At 64.4% G+C, this 20,718-nt stretch carries 18 protein-coding genes; 7 read left to right on the top strand and 11 right to left on the bottom strand.

Annotation, left to right across the window (positions count from 1 at the left end; translation table 11 throughout):
- Window positions 1-162: 162 nt before the first annotated feature.
- Window positions 163-2,487 carry a mechanosensitive ion channel domain-containing protein gene (locus IEV58_RS15510; RefSeq protein ID WP_188410729.1) on the top strand — a complete coding sequence of 775 codons (2,325 nt, stop codon included), beginning with the start codon at window positions 163-165 and terminating at the stop codon, window positions 2,485-2,487.
- A gap of 13 nt (window positions 2,488-2,500) precedes the next feature.
- Here IEV58_RS15510 and acnA read toward each other — a convergent pair whose 3' ends face one another.
- The 11 genes from acnA to IEV58_RS15455 form a co-directional block, all read right to left on the bottom strand.
- Complete coding sequence (acnA, locus tag IEV58_RS15505) at window positions 2,501-5,209, bottom strand: aconitate hydratase AcnA (protein WP_188410728.1); 2,709 nt, start codon at window positions 5,207-5,209, stop codon at window positions 2,501-2,503.
- Window positions 5,190-6,587, bottom strand: a complete 1,398-nt coding sequence (locus IEV58_RS15500) for an MmgE/PrpD family protein (protein WP_188410727.1) — start codon at window positions 6,585-6,587, stop codon at window positions 5,190-5,192. The genes acnA and IEV58_RS15500 overlap by 20 nt, the downstream gene beginning before the upstream one ends.
- A gap of 33 nt (window positions 6,588-6,620) precedes the next feature.
- Complete coding sequence (locus tag IEV58_RS15495; protein ID WP_229729515.1) at window positions 6,621-8,018, bottom strand: CapA family protein; 1,398 nt, start codon at window positions 8,016-8,018, stop codon at window positions 6,621-6,623.
- Window positions 8,005-8,607 (bottom strand): thiamine pyrophosphate-dependent enzyme, encoded by a 603-nt coding sequence (locus tag IEV58_RS15490; RefSeq protein ID WP_188410725.1) that lies wholly within the window; start codon window positions 8,605-8,607, stop codon window positions 8,005-8,007. The genes IEV58_RS15495 and IEV58_RS15490 overlap by 14 nt, the downstream gene beginning before the upstream one ends.
- Before the next feature lie 2 nt (window positions 8,608-8,609).
- The gene (locus tag IEV58_RS15485; protein WP_188410724.1) at window positions 8,610-9,140 is read right to left on the bottom strand and encodes a thiamine pyrophosphate-binding protein; all 531 of its coding nucleotides are present in this window, start codon (window positions 9,138-9,140) and stop codon (window positions 8,610-8,612) included.
- 94 nt (window positions 9,141-9,234) lie between these two features.
- Window positions 9,235-10,218: a Bug family tripartite tricarboxylate transporter substrate binding protein gene (locus tag IEV58_RS15480; RefSeq protein ID WP_188410723.1), complete on the bottom strand. Its 984-nt coding sequence runs from the start codon at window positions 10,216-10,218 to the stop codon at window positions 9,235-9,237.
- A 198-nt stretch (window positions 10,219-10,416) separates the two neighbouring features.
- Complete coding sequence (locus IEV58_RS15475; RefSeq protein ID WP_188410722.1) at window positions 10,417-11,898, bottom strand: aldehyde dehydrogenase; 1,482 nt, start codon at window positions 11,896-11,898, stop codon at window positions 10,417-10,419.
- Window positions 11,899-11,972: 74 nt separating this feature from the next.
- Entirely contained in the window at window positions 11,973-12,368 is a 396-nt protein-coding gene (locus IEV58_RS15470) for a carboxymuconolactone decarboxylase family protein (protein ID WP_188410721.1), read from the bottom strand.
- A gap of 81 nt (window positions 12,369-12,449) precedes the next feature.
- Window positions 12,450-13,955: a tripartite tricarboxylate transporter permease gene (locus tag IEV58_RS15465; protein ID WP_188410720.1), complete on the bottom strand. Its 1,506-nt coding sequence runs from the start codon at window positions 13,953-13,955 to the stop codon at window positions 12,450-12,452.
- A gap of 3 nt (window positions 13,956-13,958) precedes the next feature.
- Window positions 13,959-14,429 (bottom strand): tripartite tricarboxylate transporter TctB family protein, encoded by a 471-nt coding sequence (locus IEV58_RS15460; RefSeq protein ID WP_188410719.1) that lies wholly within the window; start codon window positions 14,427-14,429, stop codon window positions 13,959-13,961.
- Between the two features lie 40 nt (window positions 14,430-14,469).
- Entirely contained in the window at window positions 14,470-15,435 is a 966-nt protein-coding gene (locus tag IEV58_RS15455; RefSeq protein ID WP_188410718.1) for a Bug family tripartite tricarboxylate transporter substrate binding protein, read from the bottom strand.
- A 326-nt stretch (window positions 15,436-15,761) separates the two neighbouring features.
- Here IEV58_RS15455 and IEV58_RS15450 point away from each other — a divergent pair, with 326 nt between their 5' ends.
- From IEV58_RS15450 to IEV58_RS18385, 6 genes are all read left to right on the top strand, one after another.
- Window positions 15,762-17,429, top strand: coding sequence for a flavin-containing monooxygenase (locus tag IEV58_RS15450; protein ID WP_188410717.1), 1,668 nt, complete (start codon window positions 15,762-15,764; stop codon window positions 17,427-17,429).
- Between the two features lie 8 nt (window positions 17,430-17,437).
- Entirely contained in the window at window positions 17,438-18,436 is a 999-nt protein-coding gene (gene lipP1 / locus IEV58_RS15445; protein WP_188410716.1) for a LipP1 family hormone-sensitive lipase, read from the top strand.
- Window positions 18,433-19,191 carry an SDR family NAD(P)-dependent oxidoreductase gene (locus tag IEV58_RS15440; RefSeq protein WP_188410715.1) on the top strand — a complete coding sequence of 253 codons (759 nt, stop codon included), beginning with the start codon at window positions 18,433-18,435 and terminating at the stop codon, window positions 19,189-19,191. Before lipP1 ends, IEV58_RS15440 begins: the two co-directional genes overlap by 4 nt.
- 110 nt (window positions 19,192-19,301) lie before the next feature.
- On the top strand, window positions 19,302-20,159 hold the full coding sequence (locus tag IEV58_RS15435) for an IclR family transcriptional regulator (RefSeq protein ID WP_188410714.1): 858 nt from the start codon (window positions 19,302-19,304) through the stop codon (window positions 20,157-20,159).
- Window positions 20,160-20,183: 24 nt separating this feature from the next.
- Entirely contained in the window at window positions 20,184-20,471 is a 288-nt protein-coding gene (locus tag IEV58_RS18390) for a GNAT family N-acetyltransferase (protein ID WP_308791260.1), read from the top strand.
- The gene (locus tag IEV58_RS18385; RefSeq protein WP_371873629.1) at window positions 20,414-20,680 is read left to right on the top strand and encodes a GNAT family N-acetyltransferase; all 267 of its coding nucleotides are present in this window, start codon (window positions 20,414-20,416) and stop codon (window positions 20,678-20,680) included. The genes IEV58_RS18390 and IEV58_RS18385 overlap by 58 nt, the downstream gene beginning before the upstream one ends.
- The last annotated feature ends 38 nt before the right edge of the window (window positions 20,681-20,718 follow it).

Below are 20,718 nucleotides of genomic sequence, written 5' to 3'. Positions count from 1 at the left end.
CTGCCGCAGATGGGAAATTCGTGGATGCTCGCCACGAGGGCGAACATGGCGGAATGGCGCCGCTGCTTCACACCGTATTCCCGCGTCGGGAAGGGTTGACGGGGAGACCCTGTGCCCCATGCTTGTGGGGTCATCCCGATCACATGCAAATCTCACGGTCTCATGCGTTTTATCCTGCTGTTCGCCACCCTTCTCGCCATCGCGCCGCTCTCCGCCGCTGCACAGGACGCCGCGCCGGCTCCCGCCGAAGGCCAGGCCGAGCAAGCCCCACAGGCCAGCGTTGATGAGCTGATCCGCATCCTGGAGAATGAGGAAGCGCGCAATGCGCTGCTGTCGCGGCTGAAGGCGCAGGCGGCCGAAGCACCGGCCGCCGCCGCGCAGGAAGCCGAACCCACCCTCGCCCGGCAGATTGCCGAACAGACCCAGGCCATGGCCGAGCAGCTGGCCTCCGCCGGCCAGGAGCTTCTCACCGGCATCGCAGGGATCGCCGCGGCCTTCACGGGAGGCGCCAGCATCGATTTTGCCGGCGTGCGCGATGCCGCCATCGCCGTTGTTCTGGTGGGCGTTGGGCTTTTCGCCGCTTTCTTCGTCGCCCGCCTCCTCGGCCATTGGATCCAGCGGCGGCTTGCGCAACACGTCGAGGGTCGGCACTGGGTCATGCGGGCCACCTTCGCGGCTCTCGCCACGGCCATCGATCTCGTGCTGGTGGCGGTGGCCTGGGGCGCCGGCTATCTCATCGCACTGCAGGTCGTCGGCGGCTCTACCGGCCGCATGGGCATCAACCAGACGCTGCTGCTCAATGCCTTCCTCATGGTGGAGATCATCAAGGTGGGCATGCGCACGGTGCTGCAGCCGAGTTTCCCCGCCTTCCGCTTCATCGGCCTTGGCGACACCACGGCGGCCTACTGGTACTTCTGGGCGGCGCGGGTCGTCTCGCTCCTGGGCTACACCTTCATGTTCGTGGCGCCGGTGGTGGCCGCCAATGTCTCGCCGGCCGCGGCGCAGGCAGTGCGCGTCATCGTCATGCTGACAGCAGTGGTGATCGGCATCATCATCGTGCTGCAGAACCGAGACAAGGTGAAGAAAAAGCTCGCCGCCCGCGCCACCGCCGGCCGGCATGACGCCCTCTCGCGCGCCTTCTCCGCACTCGCTGGCGTCTGGCACATCATCGCCATCCTCTATCTCATCGCGATCCTGATCGTGTGGCTGGTCAACCCGCGCGATGCGCTGCCCTTCATGCTGGCGGCAACCATCAAGTCGCTCATCGCCGTCGTCATCGGCAGCCTGATCATCGCCTTCATCTCGCGCTTCGTGAACGTGGGCATGCGCCTGCCGGAGGACCTCCGCGAGCGGCTTCCAGCGCTGGAGCCACGGCTCCAGGCCTTCGTGCCGCGTGTCATGCAGGTGGTGCGCACGGTGGTGCTGATCGGCATCGTCATCGCCGTGGCGCAAGCCTGGGGCCTGATCGACTTCCTCGACTGGGCGGGCAGCGCCAGAGGTCAGCTCGTCATCGGTTCGCTGGTCTCGGCCGCCTTCGTCCTGCTCATCGGTTTCATCATCTATCTCGCGATCCAGTCCTGGATCGACTACCGGCTGAACCCCAATTTCGGTTCGGTGCCGACCGCGCGCGAGAAGACGCTGCTCGCTCTCTTCCGCAACGCCTTCACCGTCGTGCTTGTCGTCATGGTGATCATGCTGACGCTGGCGCAGATCGGGGTGAACATCGCGCCCCTGCTGGCGGGTGCCGGCGTGGTCGGCCTCGCCGTCGGCTTCGGCGCGCAGAAGCTGGTGCAGGACATCATCACAGGCGTCTTCATTCAGCTCGAGAACATCATGAATGAGGGGGATGTGGTGAACATCGGCAGCACCGGCGGCGTGGTGGAGAAGCTCACCATCCGCTCGGTCTCGCTGCGCGACCTGTCGGGCACGCTGCACCTCATCCCGTTCTCCTCCGTGGATACTGTTTCCAACATGGTGAAGGGCTTCGCCTTCCATGTGGCGGAGATTGGCGTCGCCTATCGCGAGAACATCACTGAGGTGAAAGAAGCCATGCAGGAGGCGTTCGACCTGCTGATGGAAACCGAGCACAAGGAGAAGATCATCGCGCCGCTCGACATGCAGGGCATCACCGAATTCGGCGACAGCGCGATCATGGTGCGCGCCCGCATAAAGACCGTGGCCGGCGGCCACTGGGCAGCAGGCCGCGCCTATAACGAGATCATCAAGGAGGTCTTCGACCGGCGGGGCATCGAGATCCCCTTCCCTCACGTCACGCTTTACATGGGTGAGGACAAGGCCGGAAAGGCGCCGCCGCTCTATGTGAAACAGCTGAACGGCGGCAATGGCATCGCGAAGCAGGGCGACCAGCCTACGGCCGAAGCTCCTCCGGAGGCGGCGGAAGCGGCTGCCGGGGAAACGGCAAAGAAACCGGCGCGCAAGCGGACCACGGCAAAGAAGCCGAAGCTGCTGCCGCCCCCGGCGGGCTGATCACCCGCCCCGTTCAGGCATGCGCGGCGGCAGACGAACTGCTGATCAGTTCCGACAGCAGATAGGGCATGATGCCGCCGCTGCGCACATAGTCCAGTTCCGCCGGTGTATCCAGCCGCAGCACCAGTGGAACCTCGGTCGTGCTGCCGTCGGACCGGTGGATCAGGAGCGTCAGCGGATGCCGCGGTCTGGCGTCATCGTCCACCCCGACGATGTCAAAGGTCTCCGAACCATCGAGACCAAGATCGGCGGCTTTCACATTGGCGGGGAGCTGGCACGGCAACACGCCCATGCCGACCAGATTGCTGCGGTGGATGCGCTCGAAGCTGCTCGCCACCACGGCACGCACACCGAGGAGCCGAGTCGCCTTCGCGGCCCAGTCGCGCGCGCTTCCGGTGCCGTATTCCTGGCCCGCGATCACGATAAGCGGAACGTCATCCTCCTGGTATCGCACCGACGCGTCGTAGATGCTCATCCGCTCGCCGCTCGGCTGATGCACGGTGACGCCGCCCTCCACATCCGGAACCATGAGGTTGCGCAGGCGCAGGTTGCCGAAGGCTCCCCGGACCATGACTTCGTGGTTCATCCGCCGCGCGCCGTAATTGTTGAAATCCACGGGCGCGACCTGGAGATTGGCCAGATAGATTCCCGCCGGCGAGCTGTTCTTGATGCCGCCGATCGGACTGATGTGATCGGTCGTCACCGAATCCCCCAGCATGGCCAGCACACGCGCGCCATGGATCGGCTGGAGCGAGGATTCCGACAGCCCTGCCGCCAGGAAGGGCGGCTCCTTGAGATAGGTGGACTGATCCTCCCAGGGGTAGAGCGAGCCTGAGGCCTGCGGGATCTTCGCCCAGTTCGGGTCGCGGGCGGCGATGTCTTCCGCATAGGTCTCGCGATAGAACTCCGGATTGGCGGCGATCTCGTAAGCCTCGGCCAGTTCCTCCTGGGAAGGCCAGATGTCCCGGAGATAAACAGGACTGCCGTCTGAGCCGGTGCCGATCGGTTCCGTGGTGAGATCGACGCCGATGCGCCCGGTCAGTGCGAAGGCCACCACCAGCGGCGGGCTCGCCAGGAAGGAGGCGCGGACGGCGGGGTGGATGCGTGCCTCGAAGTTGCGGTTGCCGGACAGCACGGCGCAGGCCACCACATCACGGTCCATGATCGCCTTCTCAAGTTCGGCATCGATCGGCCCGGAGGCGCCGACGCAGGTGGCGCAGCTGTAGCCGGCGACGACGAAGCCGAGAGCATCGAGCGGCGCCTGCAGGCCGGCCGCCTCAAGGTAACGGCTGACGACCATCGATCCCGGCGTGAGCGATGTCTTGACCCAGGGCTTGGTCCGCAAGCCCAGCGCCACCGCCTTTTTGGCGACGAGCCCGGCGGCCAGCATGACACCGGGGTTAGAGGTGTTGGTGCAGGAGGTGATGGCCGCGATCACCACGTCGCCATCACGGGGACTGTGGCCACCGGCGATTGGCGTACTCTGCGGCTCGGGCGCCTGCTTGCCATAGCCGCCGCCGCTGGCCGGCGCATGCAGCACCTCGGTGAAGCGCGTCTTGAGCTCGTCGAGCGGGACACGGTCCTGTGGGCGTTTCGGGCCGGCAAGGCTCGGCACCACCTCCGCCAGGTCCAGTTCCAGCTCCTGGCTGTAGTCGACCTCGCCGCGCCGCGCCGCGCCAAAGCAGCCCTGCGCGCGATAGAGCGTCTCAACCGCCCTGACCTTTTCTTCCGGCCGGCCCGTCTGGCGCAGATAGCGGCAGGTTTGCTCGTCGACCGGGAAATAGCCGATGGTCGCCCCATATTCGACGGCCATATTGGCGATGGTCGCACGATCGGGAAGGCTGAGGCTGGCGACGCCTTCGCCGAAGAACTCCACGAATTTGCCGACAACCTTAGCCTTGCGCAGCATCTCGGTGACGTGAAGGACAAGATCGGTGGCGGTGACACCCGGCTTCAGCGCGTTGGAGACATGCACTCCAACCACATCGGGGGTGAGGAAGAAGACCGGCTGGCCGAGCATGGCGGCCTCGGCCTCGATGCCGCCCACGCCCCATCCGACGACGCCGAGACCGGCGATCATGCAGGTGTGCGAGTCCGTTCCGACAAGCGTGTCGGGATAGCAGATGCCATCCTTGGTCAGGAAGCCGGGCGCCAGCAGTTCCAGGTTGAGCTGATGCAGAATGCCCGCCCCCGGCGGAAACAGGCGGATGCCGCCATAGGCCTGCATCGCCCATTTGACGAAGCGATACCGCTCCTCGTTGCGCTGGATGTCGAGCTCGGTGTTGAGCCGCAGCGCGTCGGGCCTGCCGTGATAATCGACCGTCAGCGTGTGATCCAAGGCCATGTCGACAGGCACTTTCGGCCCCACCGTTTCGGCGGGATACCCCATGCGCATCACGGCGCCCCTGATGGCGGTCAGATCACCGAGGAGCGGAATGCCGGCGGCACAGTTGAGAACGATGCGCCCGATGGTGAAGGGGATCTCGTCATGGCGTTCGGCGTTCGGCTTCCAATTGGCGAGCTGCTCAACGTGCTCGGGCAGGATCCGTTTGCCGTCGCAGTTCCTCAGCACCGATTCCAGCACGATGCGGAGCGAGATCGGCAGTCGCGACACCTTGCCGATGCCGGCTTCTTCCAGGGCGGGCACCGAGAAATAGTGATGCTCGCCGCCGTATCCGAGATCAATCGGGCGCTTGGTGTGCTTATGCAAAGGAAGGGTCATGGGACCTCGCAGGGGACAGCGTTCCGGTCAGGAGACGGACAGAGGAGAGATCCGCGGCGTCACGCACATATTCCGTGAGGGCATCGGCCTGCGCCTCTGAAATGCGGCCGCGCGTAAGCAGCTTGAACTTGGCTCGGCTTTCCTCCTGGGTGCAGGGATCGGCCGGCGTGCCGTGGCAATCCAGGACGATCCCCTCGAAGGTCTTGCCGTCGGTGAGGGTGAGAGAGGCGCTCGCGCCGTACTGGGCCGGATAGACCGCCTCGATCCTGGGATCGACCACGACCTCGACGCGGGCTGCCAGTTCCCGGGTCGAGGCCCGGTTCACCGCGGAGGGCGCGAACATTTCCGGATCGCGCGGATTTCCCGTGAGGGCGACGGCGGCGCAATAGGGGATGCTGTATTGCGCGCCCATGGTGTCGATGGGCGCGGCTTCGCTGTTGTTCCGCACCGCATATTCGCTGACCCCGATGCGGACCTTGGCGATCTCTGAGGCCGCGAGCGGCGTCTCGCCCCGGAACTCGAGCAGGAGCTGGATGGCCGACTGGATCCAGCCGCACACCGGGAAGACCTTGAACCATGTCTGGCTGATCGCCCAGTCCCCTCCAAGACCGCTGTCGAGTTTTTCCGGCATGGCGCCGCTTCCGCCGAAAACCTCCAGAAGGCCGAACCGGCTGTCGATCGCGAAGGGCGGGCCGAGGAACCCTCGTTCGGCCAATTGGCTCATGCGCACGCCGGCCTCGGCGCCACGGCCGAGGTGCAGCCGCTTCACCATGCCCCCGCCGTTTCCGGTAGCGAAGCTCTTGATGCCGGACGCGCTGGAACAGCAGAGGCCAATGGAGGAGAGAAGCTTTTCCAGCGGCAGGTCCATGACGATGCCGGCGGCGACGGCGCAGGCAACGGGCGCGGTCAGGCTAGTGACATGGAAGCCGCGCTTGAAGGGTTCGGGACCGATGGCAAGCCCGAGCCGGTGCATGACCTCATAGCCCGCGACGATGGCTTCGATGAGCCGCGCGCCGGTGGCATTGACCGCCTCTCCCGCCGCGAGCGCGGCCGGGATCACCGCCGCGCCGGGATGGACCACGGATGAGGCGATGAGATCATCCAGTTCATAGCCATGGATCGCCGTGCCGTTGCACAGGGCGGCACCGGGCGCCGACACCTTCTCCGCCCGGCCGATGATGGTGCCAACCCCACGCGATTGCTCGGACAGGACCTCTTCGGCGAGCATCCGCGACCAGGGTTGGCTCGATCCGAATGCCCCGCAACCCAGCGCCTCCAGGAGACAGATTTTCGCCTGTTCGACGACGGCGGGCGGCAGGTCATCAAGCGAGATCTGATGCACGAAGGCAATGAGGTCGTGGGCGTGGCTCCGGGTCATTCTGATCCTCGTTCAAACATGGCGAACCACCGGCTAGAGCCGGATGATGCCGATCCCCTCTTCGATATCGATCCGTGTCCCCAATGGCTCCGACAGGGCCTGCAGCCGCGTCAGCACTGCTTCGGCGTTGGCAGGGTCGGCGAGAAACGGCCGGCCTTCGGTGAGGGCATGTCCGCCCGTGCCGGTCCGGCGGGTGATCCGTCCGTCCGGCAACCTTCCCATCTTCACCGGATGGAGCCGGATTTCCCTCAGCCTGCCGCCGTCGTAATCGAGAGAGATCACTGCGGAATTCCACCACAGCGGCATGTCCAGGCCCGGATGCAGCGGATAGGCGGCCGGTGTCAGCGTCGGCAGCCGGTCCACGTCATGGTCCCAGGCTTCATAGCTGTCGAACGGCACCCGTCGCACGAATTCCGACTGGGCGATGAAATTGCCGATGCCATAGAAGATCGGCTTTCCCTGATAGATCTCGATGCCGAGCGTCTTGTGCCAGCCGTGCCCGACATAGATGTGCGCGCCGGCGTCGATGGCGGCCCTGGCGAACTGCCGGGCGAAGGCGGGCGGCTCGTCGCCCCGCGGCCCTTCCGAGACGTTGAAGTGATGGGCGACCATCACGAGGTCGGCCATGCTGGCGGCTTCATCGACCGAGCGGAGGTTTCCTTCAAGATCCCGCTCGTGGCACTGGCTGTTCACCCTGAAGCCATCGCCTTGCACGAAGACGGCCGATGTGCGGGTCGACTGATCGGCCGGAAAGTTCAGGGCAACCTCTTCGGCACCTGATGCGCCCTTCCGGCTTTTGCCGATGCCGAGCCGCTCTGCAAGATTCCGCAGATGAGCGGTCGTCTCTTCATCGACCTCATAGGTCATCGACACCCGAAGCGGATTGACGCCGGGTCGCCCGCGCAGGCCCGCCTTGGGATGGCCGGCCCACTCATAGCCCTTGTTTCCCGAACTGACCGACACCAGCGCGACCCGGCCCTTGCGGGTTTCCAGATAGGCGGGGTCGCGCGCCTCCTCCAGATCACGCCCGGTTCCGGCGCAGGCGAAACCCGCCTCGCGGCAGTGCCGGATGGTCGACAGAAGGCCCGATGCTCCGAAGTCGAAGCTGTGGTTATGGGCCAGCGACAACAGGTCGATGCCCGTCTGCTTCAACTCGGCGGCGAGCCTCGCCTCCGCAATCATATAGCTGGCGGTCCAGTCGCCCCTTACCGCCCAGTCCAGATCACCGGCGTCGGCGAAGTTCATCTCCAGATGCGCGTAAGTGACGTCCGAGGCGCGAAGGAGGTCCAGCACACCGCGAAATTCCGGCTCCTCATACGTCGAGAGGGGCCGCGAGATCATGCATTCGCCGGCGAGGACAACCTTCCAGTCCCGCTCCTGGGGCTGTCTCCCGCCGGCGTCTTCTGGCGCGGCCGCGCTAGTCGTAGGCAACGTCGGCCCCCAGCAGGTTCTCCCGGAAGCGGTCCTTGAGCCGCGCGCCGTCACGCAGCCGGATCGACATGGGGTAGCGCTGCGTGTTCACCTTGATGACGGCCAGGACAGGACCGGAACCGCCGAACAGCGTCGGCAGCACCGCATCGAGCTCCTCTTCCGAATAGACCGTTTCGGCGGCGGCAAAGCTGCAGCCCCTGGCAACGCTCGCGAGGCACACGCCGCGCTGGGTGTGCGTCGGCTGCATGCCGGTCTCGCTGTAGTGCTCGTTGTCGATGACGGCGATGGCGAGGTTCTTCGGCTGCTGCGCGCCGATGGTGGCAAAGGCGCCCATGCCCATCAGCATTTCGCCGTCGCCCGTCATGACCAGCACCCGGCGGTCCGGCTGCGCCAGCGCCAGCCCGAGGCCCGTCATGGCAGCGGCGCCCATGCCGCCCCACAGGCAGAAGGTGTTCAGGTGATCGGCCGTGCCGGCGTCATAGGTGGTGGAGCCAAGGCCCGTCACCATGAGCGCGTCGCCGCGCTTTGCCTGGATCGTCGCCATCACATGACGGCGGTCGAGACTGCCTTTTCTGGTTTCGGTGGTCATGGTCACTTGCTCCAATCCTTGAAGCCGAGCAGCCGCTGGCTCAGCAGCACCGCGACGGCGCAATTTGAACTGAAGGCGAGCTGGGCGGCCGCATAGGTGACGGAGCCCACCTCCTCGGCATGGTCCGCCCGCTGGATGTAGACACCCATGTCCCTGAGGACGCGTTCGGTGTTCTGGCCCATGGGCAGCTGCCAGGGGTTGAACTCGCCCCACTCGCCCCGCATGGTCACGATCATCAACAGCGGCATCCGGCAGTGGAGCGGCACGCTGAGCATGTTGATGCAGTTTCCGACGCCGGATGATTGCATCAGCAGCACGCCGCGCTGGCCGCCGAGCCATGCACCGGCCAGAAGCGCGACGCCTTCCTCCTCGGTGGTGAGGGAGACGGCGGTCATATCGGCATCCGTCTGGCAATTGATTATCAACTGCGTGTGCCCGGCATCGGGGACATAGGCGACCTGCCTGACGTCCACCTTCTTGAGGCTCTGATAGATATCGCCGGGCCAGAGGCGCGGGGGTGTTTCAGGTTTCACGTTGACTCCATTGGGCACGAGGTGAGCCACAGGCCTCTGCCGATCCCTGCCCCGGCTGTCGGGCAAAATCCGGGATCGGCAGGTAGAGATCAGGCTAGAGTTGCGCCTTGATGTTGGCGCGCTCGATGACTTCGGTCCATTTCTTGATGTCGCTTTCGATAAGCTTCGAAAACTCTTCAGGACTGTTGCCGATAAGGAGGGCGCCGGTGGGCTCGAAACGCCCACGGATGTCCGGATCGTCGAGCATGGCCTTGGCACCGGCATTGATCTTCTCGACGATGGCCGGATCGGTCCCCGCGGGGGCCAGCAAGCCGTACCAGAGATCGGATTCAAATCCGTCCAGGCCCGGCAGCTCGGCGACGGCGGGAGTATCAGGAAGAGACGGATTGCGCTTGAGGCTGCTGACCGCCAGCGCGCGGGCCTGTTCCTGCTTTATGTATGGAGTTACGGTGAGGATCGAGACGAACATGCAGTCGATATGGCCGCCGATGAGAGCGGTGATCGACGAGCCGGTTCCCTTGTAGGGGATATGGGCGATATCGAGCCCCGCACGCGACTTGAGCATTTCCAGGGCGAGATGTGCGCCGCCGCCCATTCCGGACGATCCGCAGTCGAGGGTGCCGGGGTTTTTCTTGGCCAGCTCGATGAATTCCTCCATCGTCTTGGCAGGCGATGAGGCCGGCACCACGAATACGAAGGGAAGCGTCGACATCAGCGTGACCGGCGCGAAATCCTTCACCGGATCATATTTAACCTGGTCTCCGAAGAGCTGGGGGTTGATGACGATGGTGGCGTTGGTCGTCATCAGCAGGGTGTGGCCGTCGGGCTTGGATTTCGCGACGACATCAGTTCCCAGATTGCCGTTGGCTCCGGCCTTGTTCTCGACAATGACCGATTTGCTCCAGAGGCCTTCAAGCTTCTGCGCCAGGGCACGAGACATGATGTCGGTACCGCCGCCGGGTTCGAACGGCGTGATGATCCGGACCGTTTCCGTGGGGTAGGACGTGGCCTGCGCAAATGCAGCACTCGGCGCAGCGAGCACCAGAAGACCAGCGAACAGCCGCAAGCGTCGAAACATAGTTCCCTCCCGATTTTTTATAGTTGCCGGGGCAGGCTATCGGCGCTCAGGGACTGGAGCAAAGCGTGAATGCCGATACTAGTATGCAGCCTTGGAATACTGGGACCTTTGACGGGCCACAGGCAGGCGCGCGCCATCGCGGCGCGGTCGGAGACCTCCGCCACGACAGCTCGGTTTCGGGATAATGAAGGCTCCCGCTCAGCGCAGGATGAAGGGATTGGCCGGGGCGCCTTTCGCCGTCGAGATCCAGACGCTCTTGGTCTCGAGGAATTGAGACACCGCGGCGATGCCGCTTTCACGGCCGAGCCCGCTCTGCTTCATGCCGCCGAACGGCATCATGTAGCTGACGGCGCGGTATGTGTTCACCCAGACCATGCCGACGCGGAGCAGCTTCGGCAGCCGCAGCGCGCGCCGCAGATCCTGCGTCCAGACGCCTGCCGCGAGGCCGTAGATCGTATCGTTGGCGATCCGCACGGCTTCCTCCTCGGTGTCGAACCCGATGACTGACAGCACGGGGCCGAAAACCTCCTCGCGCGCGATCCGCATCTCGTTGTTGACGTCCACGAAGATCGTCGGCTCGACGAACTGGCCTCCCCTGGCATCCTGTCCGGAGGCGGGCTTGCCGCCCAGCACGCAGCGGGCACCTTCGGCATTGGCGATCTCGATGTAATCGAGCACCTTCCTGTATTGCGCCGGCGTGGTGATGGGTCCGATGTTGGTGTCGGGCTGCACGGGGTCGCCGATCTTGGCGGTGCGGCCGATCTCGATGAGGCGCGCCACGACCTCGTCCTTGACCGAGTTCTGGACGAGCAGCCGCGAGCCGGCGATGCAGGTCTGGCCGGAGGCGGCGAATATGCCGGAGATCGCTCCGGACACGGCCGCGTCGATGTCGGCGTCCTCGAAGATGATGTTGGGCGATTTGCCGCCAAGCTCCAGGGACACCCGCTTCAGGCTGGCGGCGGCCGCTTCATAAACCCGCGCGCCCGTCGCATCCGAGCCGGTAAAGGTGATCTTGGCGACACCGGGATGGGTGACGAGCGCGGCGCCGGTCTCTCCGCCGAAGCCTGTTATGACATTGAACATGCCATCGGGGATGCCCGCTTCCCGGGTGAGGGCTGCAAATTCAAGCGTGCTGGCGGAGGCGAACTCCGAGGGCTTCACAATGACGGCGCATCCGGCGGCGAGCGCGGCGGCACATTTCCAGGCGACGAACAGAAGCGGCGAGTTCCAGGCCGTCAAAGCCGCGACCACGCCGACCGGATCATGCGTGGTATAGGCGAACATGTCGGGCTTATCGATGGGAACGAGGCCGCCTTCGAGCTTGTCGACAAGGCCGCCGAAATACCACCACCATTCCGAATGATAGCGGACCTGGGCGAGCATCTCCGCCATCAGCTTGCCGTTGTCCCGAACCTCGACCTCGGCCAGTCTTTCAGCATTCTCCGCCACGAGATCGCCAAGCCTGCGCATGGCCTTGCCGCGTGCCGATGCCGTCATGGTCGACCATGGGCCGTTCCACATCGCCTCGTTGGCGGCGGCCACCGCGCGATCGACGTCCCCTTGGGTCGCCTTGGGGATCCTCGCCCATGCCTCGCCCCGGTAGGGATCGATGGTGTCGAACCACTCGCCGCCGACCGGGTCGACGTAATCACCGCCAATGAAGAGCTGATAGTTCTTCATGATCTTCTCCAAGTCGGTCAGCTGATGGCGTCAAAGTACGGGCACAAAGGCATGGTTGGCGGCAACCCGCAACCTCACTTGGCCTCAGGCTGGGCGCGGTAGTCGTTTATGGTCCGCTCGGCGATCCGCATCGCCTCCGCCGCCACCGGCACGCCTGCGTAGACGCCCGTCTGCAGGATGACCTCGATGATCTCCTCCTCGGTGACGCCGTTGTTCAGCGCACCGCGCGTATGGACCTCGAACTCATGCCAGCGCGCCATCGCGGCGAGCATGGCGAGGTTGATGAGGCTGCGCGTCTTGCGTTCCAGTCCGGGACGAAGCCAGACATTGGCCCAGCAATATTCGACCGTGAACTGGCGAAACGCCTCCTGGAATTTCGAGGGAGCGCTTCCCGGAGCATTGACGTGCTTCTGCCCCAGGACTTCGGCCCGGACCTTTGCGCCGAGTGCGAGCTTCTCTTCATGATCCATCGTGTTCTACTCCTCGGTAAGGACGTCACAGACGCTGTTGCGCTGCTGAAACTGCTTTACTGACAATCCGCGCCACCGCCATCACTCTTCCTCAAGCACGGCGTCTTTCCGCTTCGCCACGGTCGGAAGGGCGACGATGATGATCGCTGCCGCCGCGATGAAGAGGAGCGCCGCGCTGATGGGGCGCTCCAGAAAGATCATGGGATCCCCGCGTGACAGCTGCATCGACCGCCTGAGGAACTCCTCCAGCATGGGCCCCAGGATCATCCCCATGATGAACGGCGCCGGCTCGCCGCCCAGTTTCTTCAGCACATAACCGACAAAGCCGAAGACGACCATGACATAGACGTCGAACGGCGAGTTGTTGAGTGAGTAGACGCCTATGCAGCAGAACACGGCGATGGCGAGATAAAGATATTTATAGGGTATGCTCAGGAGCTTCACCCATAGCCCCACCATCGGAAGATTGAGCATCACGAGCATCAGGTTTCCGATCCACATGGAAACCACAAGGCCCCAGAACAGGTCGGGCTGCTCCTGCATGACCGTGGGGCCGGGCTGGATGCCCTGCATCATCATCGCACCGGCCATGAGGGCCATTGTGACATTCGAGGGGATGCCGAGGGTCAGGAGAGGAATGAACGACATCTGGGCGCCCGCGTTGTTCGCAGCCTCCGGCGCGGCCACCCCTCCGAGCGCGCCATGGCCAAATTCGCTCGCATTCTTCGAGACCCGCTTTTCCAGCGCATAGGCCGAGAAGGCCGACAACATCGGGCCGCCACCCGGCAACAGACCCAGCACGCCGCCTATCGCCGTTCCGCGGGCCACGGCCGGCGCCATCGCACGCAGATCCTTCATGTGCGGCCAGAGATCCCGAAGCCGCGTCTTCATGGCGGAGCGCTGCGCGGGTTCGGTTTGAAGATTGAAGATGATCTCGCCAAGGCCGAACATCCCCATAGCAACGGCAATGATATTCAAGCCATCGGCAAGTTCCGGGATGCCAAAGGTGAACCGGAGGGCGCTTGTTCCCCTGTCTGCTCCGACAAGTCCGCACGCCACGCCCAGCACGATCATCCCGAGCGCCTTGACCAGCGAGCCGCGCGCCAGGGCGACCGACGCGATCAGGCCCAGCGCCATGAGGGCGAAGTATTCAGGTGCGCCGAACTTGAGCGCCATCCGGCCGAGCACGGGCGCGAAAATGGCGATCACCAGCGTTGCGACGCATCCTGCGAAGAACGACGCGCATGCGGCCGAGCTCAAGGCGAGCCCGGCGCGGCCCTTTCGGGCCATCTGGTATCCATCGATCGCGGTTACGACGGAAGAGGCCTCACCCGGCAGGTTGACCAGGATGGCGGTGGTCGAACCGCCGTAGGACGCACCGTAGAAAATCCCGGCCAGCATGATGAGCGAGCCGGCCGGATCGAGTTGATAGGTCGCCGGCAAAAGCATGGCGACGGTAGCCGACGGGCCAAGTCCCGGAAGGACGCCGACCAACGTTCCGAGCAGGCATCCGATAAACGCATAGAGAAGGTTTGACCACGACAGGGCAGAGTCGAGCCCGATGGCTATGTTGCTCACGAGGTCCATGATCTACCTGACAAACCAGCTGCCCAGAACCGGGATCTGTTGACCGAGCAACCAGGGGAACACGATCACGCAACCCGCGGTCAGCAGCACGGCGAAGACAAGGAGCGGCAGTCTCTTACGTGGGCGGTAGGCAAACCCCGCCACGATGATGAGCACTAAGGCGGCGACGATCAAACCGGCTGGACGCACCAGCAGGCCGAAGAGGGCCGCCCCTCCGAGGACCAGAACGGCCTGGGATATTCCGAGACGCTCGGCCGGCTCCCAATCGCCGAAGAAACTGCGCGCCGCCAGGAGAATGCCAAAGCCTCCGAGCAGCAAGGCGATCACGAGGGGCAGGTACCCCGGGCCCATCTGGCGCGTGGTGCCGAGATCGTACTGCCGCGAATACACCGCGATGACGATGGCGACCCCGAGAAAAATGAGCCCGAGGAAAAAATCCTGGGGCTTCTTCATGGATGCAAGCACGTTCGGCATGGGTTGCCCGTTACGTTCGCTGCGAAAGTGGGGCTGCCGGTTATTGCTTCTTCAGACCTGTTTTCACGGCCGCCGTGCGCGAGGTCTCGAGCTTCTCCGCGATGACCGCCTTGAACTCTTCCGGCGAGTTCCCCGAGGGGATGAAACCCTGGGCTTCGAACTGCGCGCCGAGCTTCGGGTCTGCCAGCGCGTCCTGGACGGCCGCATTGATGCTCGCCTTCAGATCGTCAGGCAGCCCTTTGGGACCGACCAGGCCGTGGAAGAATGTGCTTTCCAGCCCCGGAACCGTCTCCGAGAGTGTCTGGACGTCCGACAAGCCCGGCCAGCGTTTCGTCCCTCCGATGGCGAGCGCCTGCAATGCCCCGCCTTTGACATGGGGAAGAGCCGGCCCGAGGGGCAGCAGCAGCGCGTCGGCATGGCCAGCGATGACATCGGTCAGAGCGGGACCCGATCCGGGATAGCCGATGATGGCGGTTTCCACTCCCGCCGCGGCATTGATCCTCAAGCTGTCCAAGTGCATGCCCCCGCCGGTGACAACGGCGAAATTCAGCTCGCCGGGGTTCTTTTTGGCATAATCCACGTAATCGCCGAACGTCTTGATGGGCACCGAGGGGTTGGACACCAGGATCGTGGAACCCGCGGAGAGCTGGCTGATGTGGTCGAAATCCTCCACAAGGTCGTAGCCGAGATTGTCCTGAACGGCGGAATTTCCGACGTCGGAATCGGTCCAGACCGCAAGCGTGTAGCCGTCGGGCGCGGCGTTCTTCAAGGCCCGGATACCAATCGAACCCGTAGCCCCGGGGCGATTTTCGACCAGGACTTTCTGGCCCCACTTGCGGGACAGAACCTCGGCGACATTTCGGGCGACGAGGTCGGTGCCGCCGCCAGGGGCATATCCCACGATCAATGTCACGGGGCGCGTGGGGAATTCGCTGCCCTGCGCGGCCGGGGCGAGCGACAGAAGCGCCGCTCCCAGGCCCAGGAAGAGACCAACAGTTCGTTTCATCTCGCTTCACTCCCTAGAAAATCCTCCGGATCGCGGTGCCCGCTTGTATCTGGGGCTTGGCTGCGCTCCTTGAGGTCAGCTTAGACACAAACCCGAACCCTTCACAAGAGAACATTTGTTTTCTATAGAGAATGATAATGCACTTTCTAGAATGACCGTGCCATATCGTTTTTGATAGAAGACAGAAGTTCCTTATTGCAAACGATTTGCCTCTCTCCTACTGTGGCTGCCATCGCGAAATCCGGACCTCACCGCAGCGCTCGATACATCCCGTCACGCTCGCTGCCGCCAACCCGGGTCGCTGTTGCTTGTTCACGAGGGAAGAAATGTCCCAAGCCGTTCAATGTGAGTCCGACGGAGATGCGCGCGAATGCGTCGACGTCCTGATCGTCGGCGCGGGCTTTGCAGGACTCTATGCCATCTACCGGATGCGCGAACTGGGTCTCCGGGTGCGCTGCATCGAGGCGGCCGACGGGGTCGGCGGCACCTGGCACTGGAACCGCTATCCGGGCGCGCGCTGCGACGTGGAGAGCCTCGACTATTCCTATTCCTTCTCCAACGATCTTCAGCAGGAGTGGACATGGTCGCACCGCTACGCCGAGCAACCTGAAATCCTCGCCTATCTGAACCACGTCGCCGACCGCTTCGACCTGCGGCAGCACATCCGCTTCGAGACGCGGGTAACGGGCATGACGTTCGACGAGGCGCGCGCGGTCTGGACCGTCTCGACCGATGCGGGCCCCTCGATCGAGGCGCGCTTCTGCATCATGGCGAGCGGCAATCTCTCGGCACCGCGCGTCCCCGACTTTCGCGGCCTCGAGCGCTTCCGGGGCGAATGGCACCACTCGGCCCGCTGGCCCAGAGAGGGCGTCGACTTCACCGGCAAGCGCGTGGCGCTGATCGGCACCGGCGCCACGGGCATCCAGATGCTCCCCAAGATCGCCGCGCAGGCCGGCTTCGTCACCGTCTTCCAGCGAACGGCGAATTTCAGCGTTCCGGCCGGCAACCACCCGATGCCCAAAGAAGAGGACCGCGAGCACAAGGCGCGCTATCCGGAACTTCGCAAGGCCGCGCGCAAACAATCCTCCGGCATGTCGCGCGTTCCCATACCGACGATGTCGGCGCTCGATGTGCCGCACGAGGAGCGGCTGCGCATTTACGAGAGGCTCTGGGCCAAGGGCGGCAGCAACCGCATGATGAACGCCTTCAACGACATGATGCGCAACGAAGAGGCGAACGAAAGCCTCGCCTCCTTCGTTCGCGAGAAGATCCGGTCGATGGTGAAGGACCCCGAGATCGCCGAGATCCTGACGCCGCGCGATCATCCCATCGGCTCACGGCGGCTTTGCGTCGACACCAACTATTACGAGACCTTCAGCCGGCCCAATGTGAAGCTCGTCGACGCCCGCCGTACGCCCATTCAGGAGATCACGGAAAAAGGCGTGCGGACCACCGAGGCGGACTATGAGGTCGATGCGATCGCCTTCGCCACCGGCTTCGACGCCATGACCGGCGCCCTCAACGAGATCTCCATCACGGGACGCGGCGGCATGCACCTCAGGGACAAGTGGTCAGCCGGCCCCTCCACCTATCTCGGCCTGATGGTGCACGGCTTCCCGAACATGTTCATCGTCACCGGCCCCGGCAGCCCGTCGGTGAAATCGAACATGGTCACGGCCATCGAGCAGCACGTCGAATGGATCTCCGACTGCCTGGCCCATCTCGACCGCGGCGGCATTGCCACCATCGAGCCGAGGCTCGATGCCGAGGAGAAGTGGGTTCAACACGTCAACGACGTCGCCAACAGCACGCTCTTCCCCAGGGCGAACTCCTGGTATGTCGGCGCTAATATTCCAGGCAAACCTCACGTTTTCATGCCCTACGTCGCAGGTCTGCCCGCCTACATCAAAATCTGTGAGGAGGTGGTGGCGGAGGGCTATCGCGGCTTTGACTTCCGCAAGGCGTCCGTGGGCGTCCGCGAGCCCGTGAGTTGACCCCCGGCATGCCACTCGATCTACAGATCGCCGCACTTCTCGCTGCGAAATCATCATCCTCGCGCCACACCTTGTCGACCCCGGAGTTGCGGGCGGGCATGCTGGCGCAGGTTCCCGCCAGTCGCACGCCGGTGGCCCGGGTCGAAGACCGGCGCCTGCCCTCCCCTGACGGAGAGGTCGCAGTTCGCATCTATTGGCCGGACGAGGCCCCTCGCGGCTGCCTCGTGTTCCTCCACGGCGGAGGCTTCGTCATGGGAGGACTGGACACTCACGATCACGTCTGCCGCGATCTCTGTGCCGGCGCGCAGTCCGTCGTAGTCGCGGTCGACTACCGCCTGGCGCCGGAGCACCCCTTCCCTTGCGCTCTCAACGATTGCGAGGCGGCTCTGCGCTGGGTCGTCGCCAACGCGCGTGAGATCGGGACCGATCCGCGCAAGATCGTCGTGGGAGGCGACAGCGCCGGCGGCAATCTCGCGACGGTGCTCACCATGCGCGCACGGGATCGGCGAGAGCCGAAGCTGGCGGGGCAGATCCTGATCTATCCTGTCACGGACGCCCCGCTTCCCTTCAAACCGTCATACATCGCGAACGGATCAGGATATTCGCTGACGAGCGAGGACATGATCCGTTTCTGGCGTGACTATGTCGGAGACAGCTCCGACGAGACCGATCCGGAAATGTGCCCCCTGCGGGCACAGTATCTCGGCGGCTTGCCCGACGCACTTGTGATCACCGCCGAGTTCGATCCTCTGCGTGACGAAGGCGAAGCCTACGCGAACCGGCTCATGAGCGCCGGCATCCCGACCACCCTGACGCGCTATGACGGAGCGATCCACGGCTTCGTCCGGATGGGAACCGAGGTTCGTCTGGCGGCACATGCATTGCAGCAAATCTGCCTCTGGATGACAGGGCGCTTCACGGCCGGAAAGACCGGCGGCCTCGACGTGGAGCTGTCCGAGGCTAGCGGCGTCGCAACAGAAGCTGATAAGAGGCGGGAAAGAACATGAGCGTCAAAAGCGTGTTTGTGGTCGGGGGCGCCTCGGGGATCGGCCTGGAGACGGCCCGCCACTTCCTGTCGCAGGGAGCCGCCACGACCATCATCGACGTCAACGCGGAACGGGTGAGAGACGCCGAGAGTGCCCTCTCCCAAAAGGGAGCCCGTCTGGCCGCGCTGGCGGCCGACGTCCGGGACCGGCAGAGCCTTGATCGGGCGTTCGCCCAGGGCGCGGGCAGTCATGGCGGGATTGATGCCCTGGTCTTTACGGCCGGCGTGCTGCTTCCAGCCCGCCTGGCCGATATCACGGAGGCCGACTACGATCTGACGTTCGATGTGAACGCCAGGGGCTTCTGGCGGTGCGTGCAGGCGGCACTGCCGTATTTTCCCGAACGCGGCGGGTCGGTTGTCGCGGTTTCCTCGTCATCGGGGCACCGCCCGAAGGCGGGGAATGGCGCCTATGCGGCCTCCAAGACCGCTCTTCAGTTCCTTGCGCAGACCTTCTCCCTCGAACTCGCCCCCAGGCAGCTCCGCGTGAACTGCGTCGCCCCGAGCACAATCAGGACACCGCTCACCGAGAAGTTCGCAGGCGGCCAGGCCGAAGGAGGCTTCACGCCGTCGGCGGCCCCGCCTTTGGGCCGCCTCTGCACGACGGCCGACATCGTGAAGGCCACCGCCTTCCTGTGCTCCGAAGAGGCCTCCTTCATCACCGGCGCGACCATCGCGGTGGATGGCGGCTTGACGGCGGGGATCCCGTTGGCGTCTTGACGCCGGTCTTGGGGGTTGCCTTCCGAAGATGGACAATGGCGAATGAGACCACTTACGATCACGGCTGAAGCTCCTCTGAAAAGCGAGCTTCGATTGGGAGTTGATGCAACTTGAATACTGAGCACGAGATCACGGCCAGACGGCAGGACAACAAGCCCGATCGATCCGAGCAGAGTGCCCAGCGCGAGAATGATGCGGAGCGCGTCGTGGGAAAGCCGGTGGGGGCGATCATTGCCGGGGTGGCGGTGCTTCGGGCTCTGCATCGGGCACAGCGCCCGCTGAGGGCGAGCGAAGTCGCCCGCGAGGCCGAGCTGCATCGCGGCACCGCGTTCAATATCCTGAGAACGCTGCAGCGCGAGAGCATCATCACCTACAACGAGCGTGACCGCACCTACAGCATCGGGATCATGGTTCTGGAACTGGCGCATGGCGTGCTGCGGACCAGCGGCCTGCTTGATGTGGTCAGACCCGAGATGTTCTCGCTGGCGGAGCGGCTCGACGTGACGGTGGCCTTGGGCAAGGTCGAGCAAAGCTATGACCTGGTGCTGCTGGATTTCGTCGGCGGCGGGTTCCGGGTCGACAGCTATTTCAGCGTCGGTCGCCGGTCGCGGCGGTTTTCCGGTGCCTCCGGCCTGGTCATGGCGGCCTTCTCGGGCGCCCCGCCTGAGCTGATCGAGGCGGAGTACGAACACACCGAGTGGTTTCGCCGGCCGCCCTTCGAGGAATACGTCGAGCGCATGGAAGCGACGCGCACGCGCGGTTTTGCTCTCGATCTGGGCAACCGGCGAAGCGGCCTGACGCAGGTGGCCGTCCCCATCTTCTCGCAGACGGGATCACTGGCGCTCGTGCTGACCGTCGCCGATTTCAGCTATACGATGAATGACGAGCGGATTGCCGACGTGGCCAAGGCGATGCTGGCCTTCTCCGACCGCATGTCTTCCGAACTCGGCCGGCTTCGGCTCGACTAAGCACCCGCGCCACGCTGACCCGCGATGATCATCCGTTCCGAAACGCCCGCAGACACATCCCTCATTCGGTCGCTGACCGACGCTGCCTTCAGTGGCGCCGAGCACAGCAGCCAGACCGAGGGAGCGATTGTCGATGCCTTGAGGCAGGCTGGCGCGTTGACCATTTCGCTTGTCGCCGAGCAGGATGGCACGATCATCGGCCATGTCGCCTTCTCACCTGTGCTGATCGACGGCGGGATCTTGGCTGGTTCGGCCTGGGGCCGGTGTCGGTTTCGCCAAGCCTTCAGCGCGGCGGCATCGGGACCGCGTTGATTGAGGAGGGGTTGAGGCTGTTGAAACATCGCGGCGCAGCCGGCTGCGTCGTTCTGGGCGATCCGAACTACTATCGCCGGTTTGGTTTCACAAGCGATCACGCCCTTCGTTACGGCGAGGTTCCACCCGAGTATTTCCAGTCGATGGTTCTGTCAGGTGATCCCGCCAAAGGCGAAGTCACCTACCACGAGGGCTTTGAGGCTCACTGACCCGGGAACCCGGCTGTGCCGCGTCGTGACCGCGCGCC

It is taken from the genome of Agaricicola taiwanensis, from assembly GCF_014635245.1.
In the GTDB taxonomy this organism is placed as follows: Bacteria; Pseudomonadota; Alphaproteobacteria; order Rhizobiales; family Methylopilaceae; genus Agaricicola; species Agaricicola taiwanensis.
The sequence above is the reverse complement of the archived record's forward strand: the minus strand, read 5'-3'. Positions and strand labels throughout refer to the sequence as shown.

Excerpts from the sequence above, each read along its gene's own strand:
- IEV58_RS15510 (WP_188410729.1), top strand. The coding sequence starts at position 163 with ATGCGTTTTATCCTGCTGTTCGCCACCCTTCTCGCCATCGCGCCGCTC.
- acnA (WP_188410728.1), bottom strand. The coding sequence starts at position 5,209 with ATGACCCTTCCTTTGCATAAGCACACCAAGCGCCCGATTGATCTCGGA.
- IEV58_RS15500 (WP_188410727.1), bottom strand. The coding sequence starts at position 6,587 with ATGACCCGGAGCCACGCCCACGACCTCATTGCCTTCGTGCATCAGATC.
- IEV58_RS15490 (WP_188410725.1), bottom strand. The coding sequence starts at position 8,607 with ATGACCACCGAAACCAGAAAAGGCAGTCTCGACCGCCGTCATGTGATG.
- IEV58_RS15480 (WP_188410723.1), bottom strand. The coding sequence starts at position 10,218 with ATGTTTCGACGCTTGCGGCTGTTCGCTGGTCTTCTGGTGCTCGCTGCG.
- IEV58_RS15475 (WP_188410722.1), bottom strand. The coding sequence starts at position 11,898 with ATGAAGAACTATCAGCTCTTCATTGGCGGTGATTACGTCGACCCGGTC.
- IEV58_RS15470 (WP_188410721.1), bottom strand. The coding sequence starts at position 12,368 with ATGGATCATGAAGAGAAGCTCGCACTCGGCGCAAAGGTCCGGGCCGAA.
- IEV58_RS15465 (WP_188410720.1), bottom strand. The coding sequence starts at position 13,955 with ATGGACCTCGTGAGCAACATAGCCATCGGGCTCGACTCTGCCCTGTCG.
- IEV58_RS15460 (WP_188410719.1), bottom strand. The coding sequence starts at position 14,429 with ATGCCGAACGTGCTTGCATCCATGAAGAAGCCCCAGGATTTTTTCCTC.
- IEV58_RS15455 (WP_188410718.1), bottom strand. The coding sequence starts at position 15,435 with ATGAAACGAACTGTTGGTCTCTTCCTGGGCCTGGGAGCGGCGCTTCTG.
- IEV58_RS15450 (WP_188410717.1), top strand. The coding sequence starts at position 15,762 with ATGTCCCAAGCCGTTCAATGTGAGTCCGACGGAGATGCGCGCGAATGC.
- lipP1 (WP_188410716.1), top strand. The coding sequence starts at position 17,438 with ATGCCACTCGATCTACAGATCGCCGCACTTCTCGCTGCGAAATCATCA.
- IEV58_RS15440 (WP_188410715.1), top strand. The coding sequence starts at position 18,433 with ATGAGCGTCAAAAGCGTGTTTGTGGTCGGGGGCGCCTCGGGGATCGGC.
- IEV58_RS18390 (WP_308791260.1), top strand. The coding sequence starts at position 20,184 with ATGATCATCCGTTCCGAAACGCCCGCAGACACATCCCTCATTCGGTCG.